17 protein-coding genes are annotated in these 20801 nt (G+C 56.9%); 7 read left to right on the top strand and 10 right to left on the bottom strand.

Going from position 1 to position 20801, the window contains the following annotated elements:
* Nucleotides 1-205: 205 nt before the first annotated feature.
* Both alr and IEN85_RS12420 read right to left on the bottom strand, forming a co-directional pair.
* Complete coding sequence (gene alr / locus IEN85_RS12425) at nucleotides 206-1363, bottom strand: alanine racemase (RefSeq protein WP_191617412.1); 1158 nt, start codon at nucleotides 1361-1363, stop codon at nucleotides 206-208.
* Nucleotides 1363-2034, bottom strand: coding sequence for a hypothetical protein (locus IEN85_RS12420; RefSeq protein WP_191617411.1), 672 nt, complete (start codon nucleotides 2032-2034; stop codon nucleotides 1363-1365). Before IEN85_RS12420 ends, alr begins: the two co-directional genes overlap by 1 nt.
* A 206-nt stretch (nucleotides 2035-2240) precedes the next feature.
* Between IEN85_RS12420 and tig the strand changes: the two genes are divergently transcribed.
* Genes tig through clpX form a run of 3 tightly spaced genes read left to right on the top strand, consistent with a single transcriptional unit; the run spans nucleotide 2241 to nucleotide 5521 of the window.
* A complete protein-coding gene (gene tig, locus IEN85_RS12415) occupies nucleotides 2241-3545 on the top strand; it encodes a trigger factor (protein ID WP_191617410.1) in 1305 nt (434 codons plus the stop codon).
* A 58-nt stretch (nucleotides 3546-3603) separates the two neighbouring features.
* Complete coding sequence (clpP, locus tag IEN85_RS12410) at nucleotides 3604-4206, top strand: ATP-dependent Clp endopeptidase proteolytic subunit ClpP (protein WP_191617409.1); 603 nt, start codon at nucleotides 3604-3606, stop codon at nucleotides 4204-4206.
* A gap of 10 nt (nucleotides 4207-4216) precedes the next feature.
* On the top strand, nucleotides 4217-5521 hold the full coding sequence (gene clpX / locus IEN85_RS12405) for an ATP-dependent Clp protease ATP-binding subunit ClpX (protein ID WP_191617408.1): 1305 nt from the start codon (nucleotides 4217-4219) through the stop codon (nucleotides 5519-5521).
* A gap of 209 nt (nucleotides 5522-5730) precedes the next feature.
* Here clpX and IEN85_RS12400 read toward each other — a convergent pair whose 3' ends face one another.
* From IEN85_RS12400 to mce, 6 genes are all read right to left on the bottom strand, one after another.
* On the bottom strand, nucleotides 5731-7221 hold the full coding sequence (locus IEN85_RS12400) for a butyryl-CoA:acetate CoA transferase (protein ID WP_191617407.1): 1491 nt from the start codon (nucleotides 7219-7221) through the stop codon (nucleotides 5731-5733).
* A gap of 78 nt (nucleotides 7222-7299) precedes the next feature.
* Nucleotides 7300-8763, bottom strand: a complete 1464-nt coding sequence (locus IEN85_RS12395) for a sodium ion-translocating decarboxylase subunit beta (RefSeq protein ID WP_343222526.1) — start codon at nucleotides 8761-8763, stop codon at nucleotides 7300-7302.
* 100 nt (nucleotides 8764-8863) lie between these two features.
* Entirely contained in the window at nucleotides 8864-9262 is a 399-nt protein-coding gene (locus tag IEN85_RS12390) for an acyl-CoA carboxylase biotin carboxyl carrier protein subunit (protein ID WP_191617405.1), read from the bottom strand.
* Between the two features lie 50 nt (nucleotides 9263-9312).
* Nucleotides 9313-9708: an OadG family transporter subunit gene (locus IEN85_RS12385; protein WP_191617404.1), complete on the bottom strand. Its 396-nt coding sequence runs from the start codon at nucleotides 9706-9708 to the stop codon at nucleotides 9313-9315.
* A 43-nt stretch (nucleotides 9709-9751) separates the two neighbouring features.
* Nucleotides 9752-11305, bottom strand: a complete 1554-nt coding sequence (locus IEN85_RS12380) for an acyl-CoA carboxylase subunit beta (RefSeq protein WP_191617403.1) — start codon at nucleotides 11303-11305, stop codon at nucleotides 9752-9754.
* Between the two features lie 52 nt (nucleotides 11306-11357).
* Nucleotides 11358-11765: a methylmalonyl-CoA epimerase gene (gene mce, locus IEN85_RS12375; RefSeq protein WP_191617402.1), complete on the bottom strand. Its 408-nt coding sequence runs from the start codon at nucleotides 11763-11765 to the stop codon at nucleotides 11358-11360.
* A 172-nt stretch (nucleotides 11766-11937) separates the two neighbouring features.
* Here mce and IEN85_RS12370 point away from each other — a divergent pair, with 172 nt between their 5' ends.
* From IEN85_RS12370 to meaB, 3 genes are read left to right on the top strand one after another with little or no spacing between them, the layout of a single operon-like run.
* Nucleotides 11938-14061 carry a methylmalonyl-CoA mutase family protein gene (locus tag IEN85_RS12370; protein ID WP_191617401.1) on the top strand — a complete coding sequence of 708 codons (2124 nt, stop codon included), beginning with the start codon at nucleotides 11938-11940 and terminating at the stop codon, nucleotides 14059-14061.
* 16 nt (nucleotides 14062-14077) lie between these two features.
* Nucleotides 14078-16261, top strand: a complete 2184-nt coding sequence (gene scpA / locus IEN85_RS12365; protein WP_191617400.1) for a methylmalonyl-CoA mutase — start codon at nucleotides 14078-14080, stop codon at nucleotides 16259-16261.
* Nucleotides 16258-17358 carry a methylmalonyl Co-A mutase-associated GTPase MeaB gene (meaB, locus tag IEN85_RS12360; protein ID WP_191617399.1) on the top strand — a complete coding sequence of 367 codons (1101 nt, stop codon included), beginning with the start codon at nucleotides 16258-16260 and terminating at the stop codon, nucleotides 17356-17358. The genes scpA and meaB overlap by 4 nt, the downstream gene beginning before the upstream one ends.
* A gap of 63 nt (nucleotides 17359-17421) precedes the next feature.
* Here meaB and hemH read toward each other — a convergent pair whose 3' ends face one another.
* Nucleotides 17422-18441: a ferrochelatase gene (hemH, locus tag IEN85_RS12355; RefSeq protein ID WP_191617398.1), complete on the bottom strand. Its 1020-nt coding sequence runs from the start codon at nucleotides 18439-18441 to the stop codon at nucleotides 17422-17424.
* A gap of 114 nt (nucleotides 18442-18555) precedes the next feature.
* On the bottom strand, nucleotides 18556-19359 hold the full coding sequence (locus IEN85_RS12350) for a helix-turn-helix domain-containing protein (RefSeq protein WP_191617397.1): 804 nt from the start codon (nucleotides 19357-19359) through the stop codon (nucleotides 18556-18558).
* 179 nt (nucleotides 19360-19538) lie between these two features.
* Between IEN85_RS12350 and IEN85_RS12345 the strand changes: the two genes are divergently transcribed.
* Nucleotides 19539-20771: an IS481 family transposase gene (locus tag IEN85_RS12345; protein WP_191617113.1), complete on the top strand. Its 1233-nt coding sequence runs from the start codon at nucleotides 19539-19541 to the stop codon at nucleotides 20769-20771.
* The last annotated feature ends 30 nt before the right edge of the window (nucleotides 20772-20801 follow it).

Genomic DNA, 20801 nt, shown 5'->3' with positions numbered 1-20801 from the left:
AACCATTTTCTTACTTTAGTAAGACAGCTGCATTTACGGACAACCCAAATCGATGGATTCAGAAAGCGCGTAGTTAGTTCCACCTTTTTTTTACGCTGTCACAATCCGCTGAAGTGCAATCGTTTACGAAACCTCGAAAACGAGGGGGACGATGGATTGCAGGAATTGCTAGGCTGGGTCCCGCTTGCTTTTTTTGTTTTCCGGCTTAGCCGGTCGCAATGGACGTTTTGTAGATGCGAGGCACGCGTTTGGTGATGGAGCAAAGGATTTCCCAAGAAATCGTCCCTGCCCAGCGGGCGAACTGCTCGATCTTTATTTCGCCGTCGTTTTGGGTGCCGATGAGGCAGACTTCGTCTCCTGCTCTGGGCAACGGGTCGAGGTCGGTTACGTCGATGATGGTTTGGTCCATTGTGACTCTGCCGAGGTAGGGGCAGCGTTGGCCTTGGATGAGGGCGAAGCCTTTGTTGCTGAGGGCGCGAGGGATGCCGTCGCCATAGCCGGCGCAGAGAATCGCGATTTTGCTGGGGCGCTTGAGGCGGCAGGTGCGCCCGTAGCTGATCTCGGTGCCGGCTGGAAGGTCTTTCACGATCGCGATACGCGTTTTGAAGCTGAAGATGGGAGTGGTGGGTACCTTGGCGAAAAGGGATTGGGCGTAGGGGGTGATGCCGAATTGCAGCAGGCCGATGCGCACCGCGTTGTAGGCGCTCTCCCGCGAGAAGCTCGTGAGGCCGGCGCTGTTGTCTGCGTGGATGAGCAGCTTCTCGGGCTGTATCCAGTCGACCGCGGCGATGGCGGTCATGAAACGTCGCCTTTGGCGTTCGGTGAATTCCACATCCGTCTCGGCGTGGGCGAAGTGAGTGTAGATGCCGTCGAGCTGGAGGTGGGAAGCTGCTTTGAGGGCCTCGAAAAGGGTATTTGCGTTCTCGTGCCAGATGCCCAGCCGCCCCATGCCGGTGTCGATCTTGAGGTGAACCTTCAAGGTTGCCCCGCGTTCGGCTGCCATGCGATCGAGAAAGGCCACTTCCTCGACCGTGGAAAGGGTGGGGGTCAGGTCGTATTCGAAAAGGAACGGAGCTTCATCTTGCAGAGTGGCTCCGAGTACGAGGATGGACCAGCCCGAGCCGCCGATTTCTCTGATGGTCGCGGCCTCGGCCACATTGGCAACGCCGTACATGTCGATTCCCGCTTGCATGAGGCGGGCAACGGTTTGGTTCATGCCGTGGCCGTAAGCGTCCGCTTTAACTACGGCGATGTAGCGAATGTGAGGAGGCAGCGCTGCCTTGATCGCGATAAGGTTGCGCTCGAGAGCGGCCAAGTCGATCTCGGCCCAGCAGCGCCGTGGGAACTGGTCGATACCGGTCATCAGTCAGCTGGAGCGGAGTGGATGCGGGCATCCCATTTCTTGTAGTCGTTGGAACGGATAGTGAGAGGGCTGGCATTCTCGGTTGGGATGAGGAGCGGCATGAACGCTTGGCCTTCGAATAAGGGGCCAGGGTCGTAGGAAAGCTCGGTAAGTTCGGCTTTGGTTTTGGTCCAGCTGGGAAACTCGGCGAAGCTTGCGATGACCCCCTCTCGATTCTCTAGCTCTTCGTTTGTCAGCAGACTTAGCGCGGTGGCCGGAGAGCAGGGAAAGGGGAGAGCGTTCCAAGAGAATCGCCGCGCGTCGGTGACGACGATTCCGTTGCCGCCCAAGCTTTGGAAGGCGATGCGAGACCCGGCGTGCAGGCTAGTATAATAGAAGACGGTTTGGGCGGCTTTGATTCCTATGCCCTGCCAAGAGCGAATTGCCATGGACGCGGTACGCGCTCCCAGCATGGAGCCGGGACCGGCGCAGTAGGCGATGGATGCGAGGTCTGCCAGCGTTTTGCCCGCTCCGTCCAGAACGGCCTCTACCAGTTTGAAGAGGGTTTTGCTGGGGTCTTGCTCTTCGGATTTCGAAAGGAGTGTATCGGGGCATAGCTTGAGCCCCACCCAGGTCTTGCGCGACGAGGTATCGAGGATAAGGAGCGGGTATTCCGGTGAGTAGTCAGACATTTTGGAGCAAGCAGAGTCAGCAGCGAATTGGGCGCCGCACAAGCGCGAATTAGCGAAAGCGACCTCCCTCTGCTAATTGGAACGGTAGGCTCCTGCTCCGGCTTTTGCTGGGACCTGTGCCTAATTCCATTGACCGACTGGAAAAATGTCTTCTAGTTTGCGCGATTTTCTCCGGCTAACTGAAAACTGGACACCCGCAACACGCTGTGAAAATCGACATACAAGACGTCACCGATACCCGTAAAACCCTCGCTGTTTCTTTCGAAGCGAGCGAGATCGCTGCCGAAGAGGCCGAGCTGCTCAAGCAGTTCTCCAAGCAGGCGAAAATCCCTGGTTTCCGTCCAGGCAAGGCTCCGGTCAACATGATCCGCCAGCGTTTTGGCAAGCAGATCAAGGACGAGCTCCGCCAGCGCGTTGTTTCCAAGGCTTACCAAGACGGTACCAAGGAATCGAAGCTCAACCTCATCAACGTCGTTGACCTTGCCGACGTCGAGATCGCCACCGACCAAGACGCCGAGCTCAAGTTCACGGTCGACGTTCGTCCGGAATTCGAGATTTCAGACTACAAGGAACTGCCCGTAACCGGCAAGTCCGAGGAAGTTTCCGATGCGGACGTGGAAGAAGCCATCGACCGCATCCGCGCCGAGCGGGCGGAGTTCGCTCCGGTGGAGCGCGAAGCAGCCAAGGGCGACTACGTCAAGTTCTCCCACGAGGGCACCATCGACGGAACGCCGATCAGCGAGATTGCTCCTGAGAAGCCGGTTTATGCCAAGATGCCGCAAACGTGGGAGGAAATCGGTTCCGAGCACGGCCTGATTCCGGGGCTTGGCGACGGTTTGGAAGGCCTCAAGAAGGGCGACAAGAAGGAAATCGAAGTCGAGTTTCCTGAGGACTTCAACGTTGAGCCGCTGCAGGGCAAGAAAGCGGTTTACTCCGTGGAAGTACAAGAGGTTCGCGAGCGCAAGCTGCCTGCCTTGGACGAAGAATTTTGCAAGGCCCAAGGCGTGGAAAGCGTCGAGGAGTTCAAGGAACGCGTTACCGAAATGGTGAAGGGTCGCAAGTCCCAGGAGCGTCGCGCCGACATTCGCCGTCAAGTGACCGAAGCAATTGCGGCCAAGGTAGAGATTCCACTCCCGGAAAGCCTCGTCGACTACGAGACGGAGATGGCGATGCGCCAAGTGGTGCAAAACAACGTTCGCCAAGGCGTTCCTCAAGAAAAGCTCGAAGAAAACAAGGAGCAGATCCACGCCGAGTCACGCGCTGCTGCGGCAGAGGCGGTTAAGCTCCAACTCATCCTCACTCAGATCGCCAACAAGGAAGAAATCCAGGTTACGGACGAGGACATGAGCCGCTTCATCATGCAACGCGCTTACCAGTCCGGCCAGAAGCCGGACGCCATCGTGAAGGACTTGCGCAAGGACCAAGAGCAAGTTCGTCGCATTCAGTCGTCGCTCTTATACGATAAGACTCTTGAATTCTTGGTCGACCAGGCTAAGGTTTCAGAGGCTTAGTGACGAGCCGACGCCTAGATAGCTAGGTGTCAATACGCTTACAATTATATTACCCAACGTGTCTTACTACTTACCAAACGTTATTGAGAACACCGGCCGCGGCGAGCGCAGCATGGACATTTACTCCCGTCTTCTGAAGGACCGTATCGTTTTTATCGGTACGCCCATCAATGACGAGATTGCGAACGCCATTATCGCTCAGCTGCTTTTCCTCCAGATGGAGGATCCCAAGAAGGACATCAACGTGTACATCAACTCCCCGGGCGGCAGCGTCACGGCAGGAATGGCGATTTACGACACGATGAACTTCCTGTCCTGTGAAATCTCGACGTGGTGTATTGGAATGGCGGCCAGCATGGGGACGATCCTGCTGGCAGGCGGTACTAAGGGTAAGCGTTATGCCTTGCCGAACAGCCGAGTGATGATCCACCAGCCATCGGGCGGAGCGGGAGGCCAAGCCTCCGACATCTCCATCCAGGCCAAGGAAATCATTCGTTGGCGCGAAACGTTGAATGGGGTGCTGGCTGAGAAAACTGGCCAGTCTGTCGAACGTATCCAGAAGGATTCGGACCGAGACTACTGGATGACCTCCCAAGAGGCTCTCGACTACGGTGTGATCGACCACGTTTACACTGGAAACAATCCCAAGGCTGACAAGTAGCACCTTATAGATGGCAAAATCCTCACGCATGACACTCTGCTCCTTCTGCGGAAAATCGCAGTCGGAGGTACGCAAAATGATCGCCGGTCCCGGCGTTTATATCTGCGACGCTTGCGTGTCGGTATGCAAGACGATCATCGAGCGCGAGCTCGGCGGTGACGAGAAGACGGACGAAGAAAAGCCAGCCTTCAAGCTGATCAAGCCAACCGAGATCAAGGCGGTTCTCGATCAGCATGTCATCGGACAAGACCATGCCAAGAAGGTCCTCTCTGTCGCGGTCTACAACCATTACAAGCGCCTTGGCTTCGAGGTGGGCAAGGCTGGCAAGGGAGAAGGCGACGAAGAAGCGGTTATCGCGGCGCCTCCGTCCGAATACGCGGACATCGAAGTGGATAAGAGCAATATCCTTCTGGTGGGGCCCACCGGTTCCGGCAAGACCTTCCTCGCTCGTAACCTGGCTCGCATCTTGGATGTGCCGTTTGCGATCGCTGACGCGACTACGCTGACGGAAGCGGGTTATGTGGGCGATGACGTGGAAAACATCGTATTACGTCTCCTTCAATCTGCCAACTATGACGTGAAGCGCGCCGAGTGCGGGATTATCTACGTCGACGAAATCGACAAGATCGGCCGCAAGACCGAGAACGTTTCAATTACGCGTGACGTATCCGGTGAAGGGGTACAGCAGGCGCTACTCAAGATTTTAGAGGGGACTACCTGCAACGTTCCACCGCAAGGCGGACGCAAGCACCCGAATCAGGAGTACATACAGGTAGACACGTCGAAGATCCTTTTCATCTGCGGAGGCGCTTTTGTTGGCCTCGACGAGGTGATCCAGAAGCGCTCCGGCGGCTCTACCCTTGGTTTCGGGGCTGGCAAGAAGGAAGCCCTTACGGGGGAAGACGTCATGAAGAAAATCGAGCCGGAGGACTTGGTAAAGTTTGGCATGATTCCGGAATTTATCGGTCGTCTTCCTGTGGTCTCCGTTCTTGAGCAGCTCAGCGTGGAAGACTTGGAGAACATCCTTCTCAACACGAAGAACTCGATCGTGAAGCAGTACTCCAAGCTCTTCGCAATCGACGGGGTCAAGTTGAACCTGACTGCGGGCGCTGTGAAAGCGGTTGCGGAAAAGGCAATCGAGCTGCGCACCGGAGCGCGCGCGTTGCGATCCATCATGGAGAACTTGACCTTGGAAATCATGTACGAAATCCCAGATCGCGACGATATTGACGAGGTTGTTATCAGCCGCGACGTGGTTCTCGGAAAGAAGAAGCCTGTTTTCAAGAAGTCTGAGTCCAAGCAAGACGCAGCGTAGTTGATAAGCTAATACTTTACTGAAGCCGCCCAAGTTTGGGCGGCTTTTTTTTAGTAGCGCTGAGCTTTAGCCAGCGTCCCCGAGGAATGGCTCCTGCAAGGCTGTACGCTGGCTAAAGCTCAGCGCTACGAGACCAAAAAGGGGCAGCATCCCTTGCGAAATGCTGCCCAATGGCGGAAAGGGCCTTTTGGGGGCCCGAGGAACCTGTATCAGGCGGGGACCTGCGGTCCGCGCATGTCCTTGAACTCCAAGAAACGCTCGTGCATCTGGAAGGCGGTCTTCAAGGTCTGCGGGGTGTGTCCGCCTTTGAAGCTTTGGAAGTAGTCCAGCAGCTGCGGGCGATATTCAGGGTGGACGCAATTGTTGATGATTGCCGTGGCGCGATCTTGCGGGTCCTTTGAACGGAGGTCGGCGATGCCTTGCTCGGTGATAAGGACCTGAACGCTGTGTTCGCTGTGGTCGAGGTGACTCACGAAGGGAACGATGGTGCTGATGGCTCCTCCCTTGGCGATCGAAGGGCAGGTGAAGATCGAGATGTAGGCATTGCGGGTGAAGTCGCCCGAACCGCCGATACCGTTCATCATCTCCTTACCCATCACGTGGGTGCTGTTCACGTTGCCGAAAAGGTCTACTTCTATCGCTGTATTGATAGAGATGATACCGAGCCGGCGAATGATTTCCGGATTGTTGGAAATTTCTTGCGGACGCAGCAGAAGCCGACGCTTGAAGTACTCGTAATTGTCGTAGGTTTGCTTGAGGACCTCGGGGCTTAGGGTGAGGGAGGTCGCGCTGGCGAACTTGATCTTGTCCTCTTTCATCAGAGAGATGACGGAGTCTTGGATGACTTCTGAGTACATCTCGAAACTCGGAATCTCGTCGTTGTCTCCGAGGGCTCCCAGGACCGCGTTGGCGATGTTTCCCACGCCCGACTGGATGGGAAGGAACTCAGAGGGAATGCGGCCGGAACGCATTTCGCTGGCGAGGAAGGTAGCGACGTTTTCGCCGATCTTCATGGTTGTCTCGTCCGAATCGCGGAAGCCTCCGATCTCGTCCGGTTGTCGGGACGCCACCACGCCTACGATTTTGTTGGGATCGAGTTGGACGTATTCAGTGCCGATACGTCCGTCGCAGCGGCAAAGGTTGATAGGGCGGCGGTGTGGCGGATCGAGCGGCTCGTAGATGTCGTGCAAGCCGTAGAGCGATTCCTGATGTGAGGTATTGAGCTCTATGATAACCTTTTCAGCGACGCGGGCGAGCGTTGGCGAAGCTCCTACGGAGGTCGTCAGGATGATCTTGCCGTCGGCTTGAACTTCGCTGGCTTCGATTACGGCCACGTCAACTTTTCCCAGAAAACCGTAGCGCAGGTTCTGCGGTAGCTGGGAAAGGTGCATGTCGAAGAACTTGGTCTTGCCGATATTGATGTTCTTTCGGAGGAACTTGTCCGATTGGTAAGGTGTACGCCAGGCGACTGCGTCGGCTCGAGCGAGCTCGCCGTCGAGGGAATCTCCTGTGGAGGCTCCCGTGATGACGCCGATCTTGAAGGGGCGTCCGGAGTTGTGCTCGTCGTTGGCGAATTTTGCGATGGCTTTGGGGACGACTTTAGCGGCGCCTGCCGGCGTGAATCCGCTGAAGCCAACCGTCATACCATTTGTAATATAACTAGCTGCTTCCTCTGGGGTGAGTTCTTTGAGCTTCTTCATTTCTATCTCTGGTAATGGATGCCGCGCGGTCGAGCCGCGCGGACTTTTAAGGGAGTTGAACCAGCAAGTGGGAGGGGCCTAGTGCGCGCCGCCCATGACGGTCATAAAATAGCCAGCAACTAGTGCTGTACCGATGACGCCGGCCACGTTGGGTCCCATGGCGTGCATGAGGAGGAAGTTTCCGGAGTCGGCCTTCTGGCCCTCTACCTGACTTACGCGAGCAGCCATGGGCACCGCGGAAACTCCAGCGGAACCGATGAGCGGGTTGATCTTGTTCTTGGAGAACAGGTTCATGAGCTTCGCCATCAGCACGCCGGAGGAAGTCGCGATGCCGAAAGCCACGATGCCGAGTGCCAGAATGGCGAGGGTTTCCGTTCTCAGGAATCGGTCGCCTGTCATGGTTATACCAACGCTGGTTCCCAAAAAGATCGTGATCACGTTGATCAGTTCGTTTTGGGCGGCCTTGGAGAGTCGCTCGGTCACTCCGCATTCGCGGAGGAAGTTTCCGAGCAGGAGCAATCCTATAAGCGGTGAAGCCGCTGGCACGAGAAGTATGCAGAATATAACTACAACCAAGGCGAAGATAAGCTTCTCCAAGCGGGACACTTTGCGAAGGCTCTTCATGCGGATCTTACGCTCATTTTTCGTTGTCAACGCCCGCATTATTGGCGGCTGGATCACGGGCACCAAGGCCATGTAGCTGTAGGCGGCGACTGCGATAGGCGCCAATAATTCAGGCGCCAAGCTGTTCGCTAGAAAAATGGACGTGGGTCCGTCGGCCCCGCCGATGATACCGATCGCCGCCGCTTGGCTGGAATTGAAGATTCCCATCGCCATCGCTCCCGCATAGGTCGCGAACACTCCGAATTGGGCGGCTGCTCCGAGCAAGAGGGTGCGAGGGTTGGCGATGAGTGGACCGAAGTCGGTGAGGGCCCCAACTCCCAGGAAGATCAAGGGAGGGAAGAGCTCTAGGATAATGCCCAAGGAGATGTAGTGGAAGAAGCCGCCTGTATGGGCGCTGTGCACCTGCGTCAGTTGGGCGCCTTGTACTACGGTATCCCCTTCCGTCGCCTTGAGCTCAGCGATGCTGCCCGAGGCATTGGCCCAGACCAGGTGGTCGGTCGAGCGAATGGCGACGGGAACTTCATTGATCACGACTTCGATTTCGGCGTACTCGGGCAGGACGGCGAATGCCTGCTCGCGTTCGGGACGAATGACGAAGAGAAGGGTTTGCCCGTCGGTTTCCGCTTTTGCGAATTGGTCGAGCAGGAGAGCTTGGGCCTCCGTCTTCTCCTTCAATTTGCCGACTAGGTTCGGCATCTCGTGCGCCACCGCTGGCATGGTTATCTTCTGTCCGAGTTCCACGGTGGAGATGACCACGGTGCCGTTTACGGGACTGAGGATGGGCCCGGCGGGCGGGTTGACCATGTTTTGGGTGGGCAAGTTAGCGAGCAGGGCTCCGAACGCGATCGGCACGAGCAGCAAGGGCTCGAACTTCTTGAAGACCGCGAGGTAGAGCAGCACTGCCGCTACGAGCCACATGACGATCATGCGCCACTCGAGAGCGAAGAATCCTGTTTGGTAGAATAGCTCTTCGATTTGCTTCATAGCATTAGGGTGAAAGGTTCTCGGGTCGGCCCGGCTATGAGAGGGTGAGAAGCGCTCCGCCTTCGTCGACCGATTGACCGTCGCTCACGTGGATCGCAGTTACGGTGCCGCTCGTGGGGGCGCTCACGATGGTATTCATCTTCATGGCCTCGAGGGTGACGACCTGATCGCCAGCTGCGACGCTGTCTCCCACCTTTACGTCTACGGAAACGACCTTTCCGGAGAGCGGGCTGGGAACGTCTCCAGCGGCTGCGGGAGCCGAGCCGGCCGCAGGCGCGGGAGCGGCGGGCGCTGCTGCTACGGGAGCGGCGACAGCCGCCGGGCGGGAGCGACCCTGAGTTGAGGAGCGCTTAACGGGCTCGTTTTCTTCGCCGAGAATCTCGACATCGACGTCGTAGGTTTTGCCTTCGATGGTGATACGTAAGTGTTTCATTGTGAAAATAGTCTAAAGTGTGTATTGAATTATGGATACGAATCGCGTTCCTAGCGAACGCGGTGGGAAGAGAAGATCTCGCGTCGACCTTCCTGGGCCCAGCCTTGCCCGCTTCCCTTGATGCTCACGATTCGTTGCGGGCGCCCTTTTAGGATGACATGGGTTGCGGTAGCGATGAGCGCGATGATGTGCTCGGGTATGTCTCCCTCGGTTTCGATACCCTCGCTTTGCGCCTTCGGCGCGACGGGAGCAGCCGGGGCAGGGGGGGGCGACTTCTTTGTTTCCGGCTCTTTTATGAGTCGGGTACAGAGAACGCCGATTAGCGAGGTTACGATCGATAGGGTCGCAAGGACGACCAGTACGAAGAGAAAGCCAATCACTATGAAAGAGACGTTCTCCATTACGGTCGGCTTGGCCCCGAATGCTGCTATTGTAGGAATCATCATAGCCTTAAGGTGTGCATTTCTGCTTAATTATCCAGTGGCTCGATCAAAGTGGGATGTTGCCATGCTTCTTTGGTGGCCGCGTGTCGCGCTTTGAGAGCGTGAGGCGGAGGGCCTGAGCGATTTTTGATCGCGTTTCAGCTGGCTCGATAACATCCGTGATCATGGCGTTGGCAGCGGCTTGGTAGGGAGAGGCGAATTCGTCGTGATACTCTTCCACCAGTTCCGCCGTGCGCTTGGCAGGATCCTCCGCTTCGGCGATTTCCTTCTTGAAGAGGACTCCGACTGCGCCTTCGGCCCCCATGACGGCGATTTCTGCGGTTGGCCACGCGTAGACCACGTCAGCCCCCATGTCAGACGAGCACATGGCGAGGTAGGCTCCGCCATAAGCCTTGCGCATGATTAGGGTGATCTTGGGCACGGTAGCTGACGCGTAGGCGAACAGCATCTTGGCCCCGTGGCGAATGATGCCGCCGCGCTCTTGAGCGAGTCCTGGCATGAATCCGGGGACATCGACTAGGTTAACGATGGGGATATTGTAGATATTACAGGTACGGATGAAGCGGGCTCCCTTGTCCGAGGAGTCGATATCCAAGGTGCCGGCCTTTACCTTCGGGTTGTTTCCGATGATGCCGACAACGATGCCTCCGATGCGGGCGAAACCGGTAATGAGGTTTGGAGCGAAATCGCGCATGATTTCAAAGAAGTGCTCGTCGTCTACCAAGTAGGAGATGACCTCGTGGGTATCGAGTGGCATCTTGTTGGTGTCGGGCACGGCCTCGTTCATGCGTGGGTCGTGAGGGATTTCCCACTCGGCGTCCAAATGGTGGGGGGGATCCGAGATGTTGTTGCTGGGCAGGTAGGAGAGGAGCTCAGCGGAAAGCTCGATCGCATGCTTGTCGTCGTCGGCTACGATGTGGATGTTTCCTGCAACGGAGGCGTGGGCGGATGCGGTTGCGAATTGCTCCAGCGAGGCGTTCTCGCCGGTTGCCGCCTTGATGACTCCCGGCCCGCAGATGAACATGTTTGCGTTCTTCTGCGTCATGATGATGAAGTCGGCGAGGGCGGGCGAATAGGCTGCTCCGCCAGCGCAGGGACCGGCGATGATAGCGACTTGGGGCACCACGCCCGACAGGAAGACGTTCTTGTAGAATACCTGACCGTATCCAGAAAGTGAATCCACGCCTTCTTGGATACGAGCTCCTCCGGAGTCGTTGACGGAAACGACGGGAATGCCGGTGTCGTGGGCATAGTCCATCAGATCGCAGATCTTCTTGGAGTGGATACGTCCGAGGGCGCCGCCGCCGACCGTGAAGTCTTGGCTGAAGGCGGCAACCGGGCGACCGTCGACGAAGCCTGCCCCGCAGACGACACCGTCGCCTGGGAGCTTCTTGTCCTTCAGTCCGAAACGGTGGCAGGTGTGGGCCGCGTGTTGGCCGAACTCCTGAAACTCACCGTTGTCAAACAAAGCCTGGAGGCGTTCGCGAGCCGAGAGTTGTCCCTTGGCTTTACGCTTTTCCAATTTGTCTTTTCCGCCCGCCAGCTCTGCGGTCTTACGCCTTGCGGAAAGGTCTTCCAACAATTTTGGGTTGATACTCATGTTCAGAGAAAAGGTTCTAAAATGACTTAGCAGGTATAGGTGTGGGGAGGGCTTAGCTCTGCTTGCTCATGCAAAACTCGGTGAGAACGCCGAAAGTCGATTTCGGGTGGAGGAAGGCGACTAGCTTTTCGCCCGCGCCCTCGATGGGCACTTCGTGTATGAGTGCGCAGCCGCTGTCCTTGGCCTTGTCGAGCTGTCCGCCAATGTTGTCGGTACGGAAGGCGATGTGGTGGATCCCTTCACCCTTCTTTTCTATGAACTTGGCGATGGGACTATCCGCATCGGTTGCTTCCAGAAGCTCAATGTGCACGTCCCCCGCCGCAAAAAAGGCGGTTTTCACCTTCTGGGACGCGACGACTTCGGTGCCGTGGAGCTCGAGGCCGAGCGATTCTTCGTAGTAGCGGGAGGCCTTTTCCAGGTCCTTCACCGCGATTCCGATATGGTCGATTTGCTGAATCATTATTTAATGATAGGTTTGTAATGATTTGAGACTTGACGATAAGAAATGCTAAAGTCAAACATTCTTACGTATCACATTAACTAATTTAAAAGTTTTGAGGCGAGAGCCCTGAGGTATGTGGAGGAGGTCCTAAGTCGCTTCTCCGGAGGGCTCGCTTGATCGGTTTTTCAACATGAGCACAGAAACGAACGAAGATCTTCTAAAAGATTTTAAACAAGCAACTTACGAAGAGTGGCGAGCGGCAGCGGAAGCGTTGCTCAAGGGCGCTCCCTTCGAGAAGCGTATGCTTACGAAAACTCCGGAGGGGATCGTGTTGCAGCCGATCTATCGCCAGGAGGATGTCGCAGAGCGAGTGACTTCCACGGAAGCGCCGGGGGAGGGCAATTTCGCTCGTGGGGCGAATCCTAGCGGTTACCTCGGCAGTCCTTGGGAGATCGCCCAGGAGCAGCCTTATGGGGATCCACAGGTTTTCAACGAGGCGCTCTTGAAGGATTTGAACGCGGGACAGAGCGCGGTGAACGCGCTGCTGGACTCTGCTTCGCAGTTGGGCTTGGATCCTGACCAGGCGACGGACGCGCAAGTGGGCGAATGTGGTCTCTCCCTGTCGACCTTGGACGATCTGAAGGTGGCTCTCAATGGCGTGAAGGCAGGCTACCTTCCGGTGTATTTCCAATCTGGATGCGCGGGACTTAGCACGCAGGCCCTTTTCAACGCTTGGTTGAAGGAACAGGGATTGGATACGGCGCAGGTGAAGGGGGGCCTCAACATGGACCCTTACGGAGTCTTGGCTGCTCGCGGAAAGTTGCCTGCTTCCTTGGATGCCTTGTTGGATGAGTTGGCTTTGCTGGTGAGGCATAATGCCCAAAATGCTCCCGACTTCTCCGCAGCCGGTATCAGCGGCATCCCTTATCACGGCGCTGGAGCTAGCGCTACGGAAGAACTGGCCAGCGTACTCTCCACAGGAGTCGCTTATCTGAGGGCTATGGATGCGCGTGGCATTTCTGTAGACGAGGCGGCGGGTCAGTTGCGTTTCACCTTGTCGATTGGCGGTAATTTCTTCATGGAGATCGCTAAGTTCAAGGTTGCTCGCATGCTGTGGGCTCGAGTCGTCAAAGAACTGGGAGGGGGGCCAGAAGCGTGCCGTATGAAGATCCATGCTCGCACTGGCATGGCGAACAAGACCCAGCTCGATCCTTACGTGAACATGTTGCGAACCACGACGGAGGCCTTTTCGGCAGTGGTAGGTGGAGCTTCGAGCATATGCGTGGGCTGTTTCGACGAGACGGTGCGTTTGCCGGACGACTTCTCTCGTCGCCTTGCGCGCAACTTGCAGGTGATTTTGCAGGAAGAGTGCGAACTCACACATGTGATCGATCCTGCGGGTGGCTCTTGGTACATCGACTCTCTCACCGACGAGCTAGCCAAAAAAGCCTGGGCGGCATTCCAAAACTTGGAAAAGGAGGGCGGAATAGTGGCCTCCCTCAAGTCAGGAAAATGGCAGGAGACGCTCGCCGCCACGCGAGCCTCCCGCGAAAGCATGTTAGGACAACGTCGTGCTAGCCTGATCGGAACCAACCAGTATCCAAATCTCGAAGAAAAGCCCCTGGAGGCTCGGGTTGTCACGAATCCAGCTTTTAAGGACAAGGCCCGCAACGCGGCCAAGTCGCGTCGCCAGGAGAACGACTGCGCCGCAGTTCGTAAGGCTTATGAGGATACGCCGGAAGGTGAGAAGATTGTCTTCTTGATCGATGCGATCGCTAAGGGAGCGACCGTTGGATGCGTTACCAAGCTCTTCCGTTCCGATGCTGTTGAAGAGATTTTGGATACGCCGCTACCGAGCTGGCGCCTTGCTCAGCGCTACGAAGCGTTGCGGGCAGCAGCGGCTAAGTACAAGGAAAAGACAGGTACGGCTCCACAAATTTTTCTCGCGAATCTAGGGCCGTTGAAGAAACACAAGATACGGGCCGACTTCACCCGCTCCTTTTTTGCGGCAGGTGGATTCGAATGTATCTACGGATCTGGTATCGAAGACGTCGATACAGGAGTTAAGGACTTTATCAGGTCAGGCGCCCGAATTGCCGTCATGTGCGGTACGGATCCGGACTATGTCGAAAAGGTACCTGAGCTAGCATCGGCTCTTAAGAAAGCGGCACCCGATATGACGCTGCTCTTAGCGGGCTTTCCCGGAGACAATCTGGCGACGTTCAAGGAAGCAGGTTTAGACGACTACATTTTCGTGAAGTCGAACAACTACGAAGTGAATAAAGCCCATCTCGAATGGCTTGGTGTTCTGTAATTAAAAAATTTATACAATGAAAACAGTAGATTTCTCTACGCTTGCTTACGAGGCGAACGAGACCGACGCGCAGGGCTCGAATTGGAAAGCGGCTTTCAAGGCGGAAAGCGGCAAGACTCCACACGAAACGTCTCACGAGACCATGGAGCGGATTCCGGTAAAGCCGCTCTACACGAAAGTGGATTGCGAGGGTATGACGCATCTCGGCTTCACGGCCGGTTTGGCTCCTTTCTTACGTGGGCCCTACGCGACGATGTACGTCTTCCGTCCGTGGACGGTGCGTCAGTACGCGGGATTTTCAACGGCGGAAGAGTCGAATGCGTTCTACCGCCGCAACATTGCTGCAGGGCAGCAAGGCCTCTCCGTGGCGTTCGACCTGGCGACGCACCGCGGCTACGACAGCGACCACCCGCGAGTTTCTGGTGACGTGGGCAAGGCCGGTGTTGCGATCGACTCGGTAGAGGACATGAAGATCCTTTTCGACAAGATCCCATTGGACCAAGTTTCCGTATCCATGACGATGAACGGGGCGGTAATTCCGGTTCTCGCCTTCTATATCGCAGCGGCGTTGGAGCAAGGTTGCACCTTAGATCAACTGAGCGGAACGATCCAAAACGACATCTTGAAGGAGTTCATGGTACGGAACACCTATATTTATCCGCCTGCTCCCAGCATGAAAATCATCGGCGACATCTTCGAGTTTACTTCGAAGAACATGCCACGCTTCAATTCGATCTCTATCTCCGGTTACCACATGCAAGAAGCGGGAGCCACCGCAGACTTGGAAATGGGCTATACGCTGGCGGACGGACTTGAGTACTTGCGCAAGGGGGTAGACGCGGGGCTCGACATCGACAGCTTCGCTCCACGGCTCTCCTTCTTCTGGGCGATCGGTAAGAACTTCTTCATGGAAGTCGCCAAGATGCGAGCAGCTCGCCTGCTCTGGGCCAAGCTGGTCAAGCAGTTCAACCCGAAGAACCCGAAGTCGCTTGCCTTGCGTACGCACTCGCAGACTTCCGGTTGGTCGCTGACCGAGCAAGACCCCTTCAACAACGTTGCTCGCACGGCGATCGAAGCTTTGGCAGCAGCTTGCGGACATACCCAAAGTTTGCATACAAACGCCTTGGACGAGGCCATTGCGCTGCCGACGGATTTCTCCGCTCGTATCGCTCGCAATACCCAGCTTTTCCTGCAGGAGGAGACCGGCATCTGTAATGTGATCGACCCTTGGGGCGGCAGCTACTACGTGGAGTCCTTGACCAAAGATTTGATGGAGAAAGCATGGGCTCACATCGAGGAGATCGAGTCGCTCGGCGGCATGACGAAGGCGATCGAGGAGGGCATTCCCAAGCTTCGTATCGAAGAGGCGGCAGCTCGTCGCCAAGCGCGCATCGACAGCGGCGCGGAGACGATCGTGGGACTCAACAAGTTCCGCTTGGAAAAGGAAGATCCGCTAGAGATTCTCGATATCGACAACTCCGCGGTACGCGATTCGCAGATCAAGCGTCTCGAGGCGCTGCGAGCGAACCGTGATGCGGCAAAGTGCAAGGCAGCGCTCGATGCCTTGGCCGCCTGCGCGGCGGGAGGCGAAGGCAACCTGCTTGGGCTCGCGGTGGAAGCGGCGCAAGCTCGTGCATCTCTCGGCGAAATCTCGGATGCGATGGAGGCGACCTTTGGCCGTTACAAGGCCCAGATTCGCTCCATTTCAGGCGTCTACTCGAAGGAATTTGGAAAGGGCAACTCTATGGATGAGGTCAAACAGTTGGTAGAAAAGTTCGAGAAGTTGGAAGGCCGGCGTCCGCGTATCATGGTAGCAAAGCTCGGCCAAGACGGACACGACCGCGGCGCGAAGGTTGTATCGACAGCGTATGCAGATCTTGGATTCGACGTCGACATTGGGCCGCTTTTCCAAACTCCGGAAGAAGCTGCACGTCAAGCGGTGGAGAACGACGTTCACGTGCTCGCGATGAGTTCCTTGGCCGCGGGGCACAAGACCTTGTTGCCCATGTTGGTGAAAGCTCTCAAGGCTCATGGCCGCGAAGACATTCTGGTCGTTTGTGGCGGAGTTATCCCTGCTCAGGACTACGACTACCTCTATGAGAACGGCGCGAGCGCCATCTTTGGGCCTGGCACGATTATCCCAGAGTCGGCCAAGAAGATTCTCGAAGCTCTTGTCGAGACCTTCGAAGAGGCAGTATGAGCGAGCAGGGCAAGACCCGTGCGCCAGAGTGGCATCCAAGCGACGCCGACAAGACCAAATTTGCGGGTGAGGTGATGGCCGGTAAGGTCGAATCCTCGCCCGCGATCAAGGTCGTGCGCAAGCCGCGGAGAGCTCCACTCGACGTGGAGCAGCTCTCAGAAGGCATTCTGGCGGGCAACCGAACAGCTTTGGCCCGCGGTATCACTTGCGTAGAGAGCGAGGCGCCGCGGCATCAAGAGATCGCTCGCGAGCTGTTGCGTCGTTGTTTGCCTCACTCTGGAGATTCGATTCGGATCGGCATCACCGGAATTCCGGGAGCAGGCAAAAGCCAGTTTTTGGAATGTATCGGCAAGTTGCTCTGCGAAGCGGACAAGCGAATTGCGGTACTTGCTGTGGACCCTAGCAGTTCAGTGACGGGTGGTAGCATTCTGGGCGACAAGACGCGCATGGAAAAGCTTTGCCGGGACGAACGGGCGTTCATTCGCCCGTCACCTGCCGGAAAAACGCTAGGTGGCGTGGCAGCGAAAACGCGCGAGTCGATCATCTTGTGTGAAGCCGCTGGATACAAGGTGATCTTCGTGGAGACGGTAGGTGTTGGCCAAAGCGAGATTGCGGTGCGTTCCATGGTGGATTTCTTTCTCTTGCTGCAATTGGCAGGAGCGGGCGACGAGCTGCAAGGGATCAAGAAGGGCGTGATCGAGATGGCGGACGCCATCGTGGTCAACAAGTCCGACGGAGATAATGTGGGCCGCACCAAAGTCGCTCGCGGCGAATATGCGCGGGTGCTTCATCACCTGCATCCCTTTACCGAAGGCTGGGAGCCCAAGGCGGTTTGCTGTTCAGGACTGGAAGGAACCGGCGTCTGGGACGTTTGGGAAATGGTGCAGGCCTTTTGCGAAAAGCTGAAAGTCGAGAACCGTTTTGAGTCCATTCGGGCCAAGCAAAATGCGAAGTGGTTTCGCACCTTGCTGGAGCAGCGTGTGTTGGACTCGTTCTACCGGAGACAAGCGGTTGACGAAACCTTTGCAGAGCTGGAACGTAGTGTATCCGAAGGTAGGATACCGGTGATCGAAGCGGTGGAGAAGGTGTTGGGGTAGGAGCGAGCTTGCTCGCGATTCGGTTGGTGTATTTGGGTGGCGGGATCGCGAGCGAGCTCGCTCCTACTGATTTAGCCATTCCAGGGACTTGTCGGCCATGAACTGTATCCAAGCGGGGTGCTCGTTCATGCAGGGAACAGCGGTAAATTTCTCGCCTCCGGCTTCGAGGAATTCCTCTTTTCCTTCCATGGCGATTTCTTCGAGCGTTTCCAGGCAATCGGAGACGAAGGCAGGAGTCATGACGACAAGCTTCTTTTTGCCCTTCTCGGGAAGTTCCTCCAAGACGTGGTCGGTATAGGGAGTGAGCCAGGGCTCGCGGCCGAGACGGGACTGGAAGGATATGGACCATTTCCCTTCAGGAATGCCGGCTCGCTTTACGAAGAGCTCGGTGGTTTTGACGCACTGGTGCTTGTAGCAGGTGCTGTGCGCTGGGCTGCAGGTGGTACAGCAGTCCTTGACGACGTTGCAATGCGCTTTTGAGGAGTCGGCTTTGTTGAGGTGCCGCTCGGGAATGCCATGGTAAGAGAACAGCAAATGGTCGTATTCGTCCTCTAGATACGGTTTCGCGCTTTTGTAGAGGGCTTCGATATAGGCAGGGTCGTTGTAGAAAGGTTGCTGAGTGGTCACTTTCATCTCCGGAGCCTTAGCGGCGACCTCTTCCATGACCTTGACGACGACAGTCTCGTAGCTGGACATGGCGTAGTGCGGATACAGGGGAACGAGGAAAACGTTTTTCACTCCGTTGGCTTTCATGCGATCGATGGCCTCGGGAATGGAGGGGCTTCCGTAGCGCATGGCGAGCTCGACGGTGGGCTCGATCTTCTCTTGCAGAAGCTTTTGTAAGTTCTTGCTGGTCACGATCAGCGGCGAGCCTTCCTCGGTCCAAACTTTCTGGTAGGCTTCAGCCGATCGTTTGGGACGGGTCGGGAGGATGAAGCAGTTCAAGACGAACTGTTGAAGCGGTTTCCAGGTGTCGAGAACGCGGTCGTCGGAGAGGAATTCCTTGAGGTAGCGGCGAACATCCGCGGTGGATGTCGAGTCTGGCGATCCAAGATTTACGAGAAGTACTGCGTTTTCGCTCATAGTTTCAGGTTTTTAAAGGGGTTGAAGCGGAAAGCATCAAGAAAACAGCGGCGATTGTGCGGAAATAGCGATAAATAGAGGCTATAGAAAATTTCGATCGGATTCCCGATGTGCTTAAAATTCACGGTTTTCGCGGATCGATTCAACGGGATAACCGATTCGCTCGAGGAACAGTTTCCTAAAAAAGCTCAGATCGCTGTAGCCGAGGTTGATGGCGATTTCTTCGATGGAGAGGGAGGACTGCTGGATCTGCCGTTTGGCCTCTTCCATGCGGCGGCGGATGACGTAGTGAATGGGCGGCTCGTTCATCATGCGGCGGAAGGAGCGAGCGAAGGCTCCTCGAGGCATTTGGGCTTCTTTGGCGAGTGCGGCAACGGTCCATTTGCGTGCGAGATCGTTCTCGATGGCGTGAAGCGCTTCGCAAGCGTTCGAGTCGAAGTCGCCAGCGTGACGGGCGGCCTCTTCCACCAAGAGGCGGATGAGCATGTTGATGGCATCCTGGAAGAGCGGGTCGTTAGTCCGATGGCTGACGACCAATTCCGCCAAGGTTTCTAGGCTGCGTACTTTACGGATGAATACGCTGTGGAAGGGCCGCTCGCCTGGAGGGAGGGCGGCGAGCTTTCCGTTTGTATCCAGAATGTCAAAGCGAGCGAGAAAGAGGAAGAGCGGATAGGAAGGGTTTTGCTGGGCCGCGACTTTGGATCCTGGTTTCAGGAAATAGCAAATGCCTTGGCGGAGATCGGAAGCGGCGCCGTTGACGATGAGCTGTCCGCGGCCTTCTAGGATAAGAAGGAGGGCGTGCTCGGGAAGGGAATCGACGTTCCAGCTCCAGATGGGCTCGCAGTGGTAGAGAACGGGCGGTGTGGTCAGCCTGAGCTTTCCGTGTTCGAGGATCCACTGGAGGTCGTGGTGGGGCATGGAGATCCAGTGTAGCTAGAGGCTGCGTTTTGTCTAATGGGAATGTTGGGTTGCTCTTGCAATGCGGACGCGGGTCAAAGGCGTGCAGCAGGGACTGATCCTGCCGATGCGGCGTGCCGCGAGTGTCTGGTCAAGATACATGGTTAACAGGTGTTAACAGACATGGTTAACACTTCTGTATGCCGTGGATGGAGACCGATAAGATAACCCAAAGAAGAGATTTCGTCTTCCTGGCATCGAAGCCTGGAGCGAACAAACGCGAGCTGATCCGCCGTTTCGGCATAAGCCCGCCGACTGCCTACAAGTGGCTGGAGCGCTACCGCAAGGAAGGCTTGCCTGGTCTGGAGGACCGCTCGCGTCGGCCGGCGGGGCAGCCCAACAAGAGCTGCCCCGAGGTGGAGAGGAAGGTCTTGGAGCTTCGCCGCAAGCACGACTGCTGGGGAGCGCGCAAGCTGCGCCGCCTGCTGCAAAACGCCGGGGAAAAGGAGCTTCCCTCGGCGACCACCGTGCACAACATCATCCGCCGCGCCGGCTTGCTCGGCCAAGGCTCTCGCCCGTGCGTGGCGCCCAGGAGCTTCGAGCGTTCGCAGCCCAACGAGCTTTGGCAGATGGACTTCAAGGGGCACTTCGAGATGGCCGGGTCGAAGCGCTGCCACCCGCTCACCGCCTGCGACGACCACTCCCGCTTCAACCTCATCCTCAAGGCCTGCGAGGACGAGAGGACCTCCACGGTGCAGGAATGCCTGCTGTCATGCTTCGGCAAGTACGGGCTGCCTTGGGCCATCCTCTGCGACAACGGTTCGCCCTGGGGGCGGGGGTTCGGGGCGGCCAGCGAGCTGGAGGCCTGGCTGCTGCGCCTGGGGGTGGAGACGATCCACGGCCGCCCCCTGCACCCCCAGACGCAAGGCAAGGAGGAACGCTTCCACCAGACCCTCAAGCACGAGCTGCTGGGCAGGACCACGCTGTGGCGCGACCTCGAGCATTGCGACCGGGAGTTCGCCCGGTTTCGCGAGACCTACAACCACGTCCGCCCGCACCGCTCGCTCGATCTCGACTGCCCCGCCGACCGCTACCGCGCCTCGGAGCGAGCCTTGCCCGCGACCATACCCCACTGCCTGAGCTTCTACGGCGAGGCCGAGCAGGTGCGCAAGGTGAAGAGCAAAGGCGACCTGATGTTCAAGGGACGCAGCTTCTTCATCGGAAGGGCCTTCATCGGGGAAAGCGTGGCGATAAACCAGTTCGACGATCTTCGCTGGGAAGTTTTCTACTGCTGGAAAAGCTTGGGGATGATCGACCTGAGCCGCGCGACCAAGCCTAGAAACAACTACAACGCGCTTCTTGCTCCCCCTGGACGCCTAGGCGTCCAGGGGGAGCAAGAAGCCCACCTGAAAAGCGTTAACCATGTACCTTAACATGTGTTAACTATGTCCTTGCGCTAAACA

The organism is Pelagicoccus enzymogenes (assembly GCF_014803405.1).
GTDB lineage: Bacteria > Verrucomicrobiota > Verrucomicrobiia > Opitutales > Opitutaceae > Pelagicoccus > Pelagicoccus enzymogenes.
The sequence above is the reverse complement of the archived record's forward strand: the minus strand, read 5'-3'. Positions and strand labels throughout refer to the sequence as shown.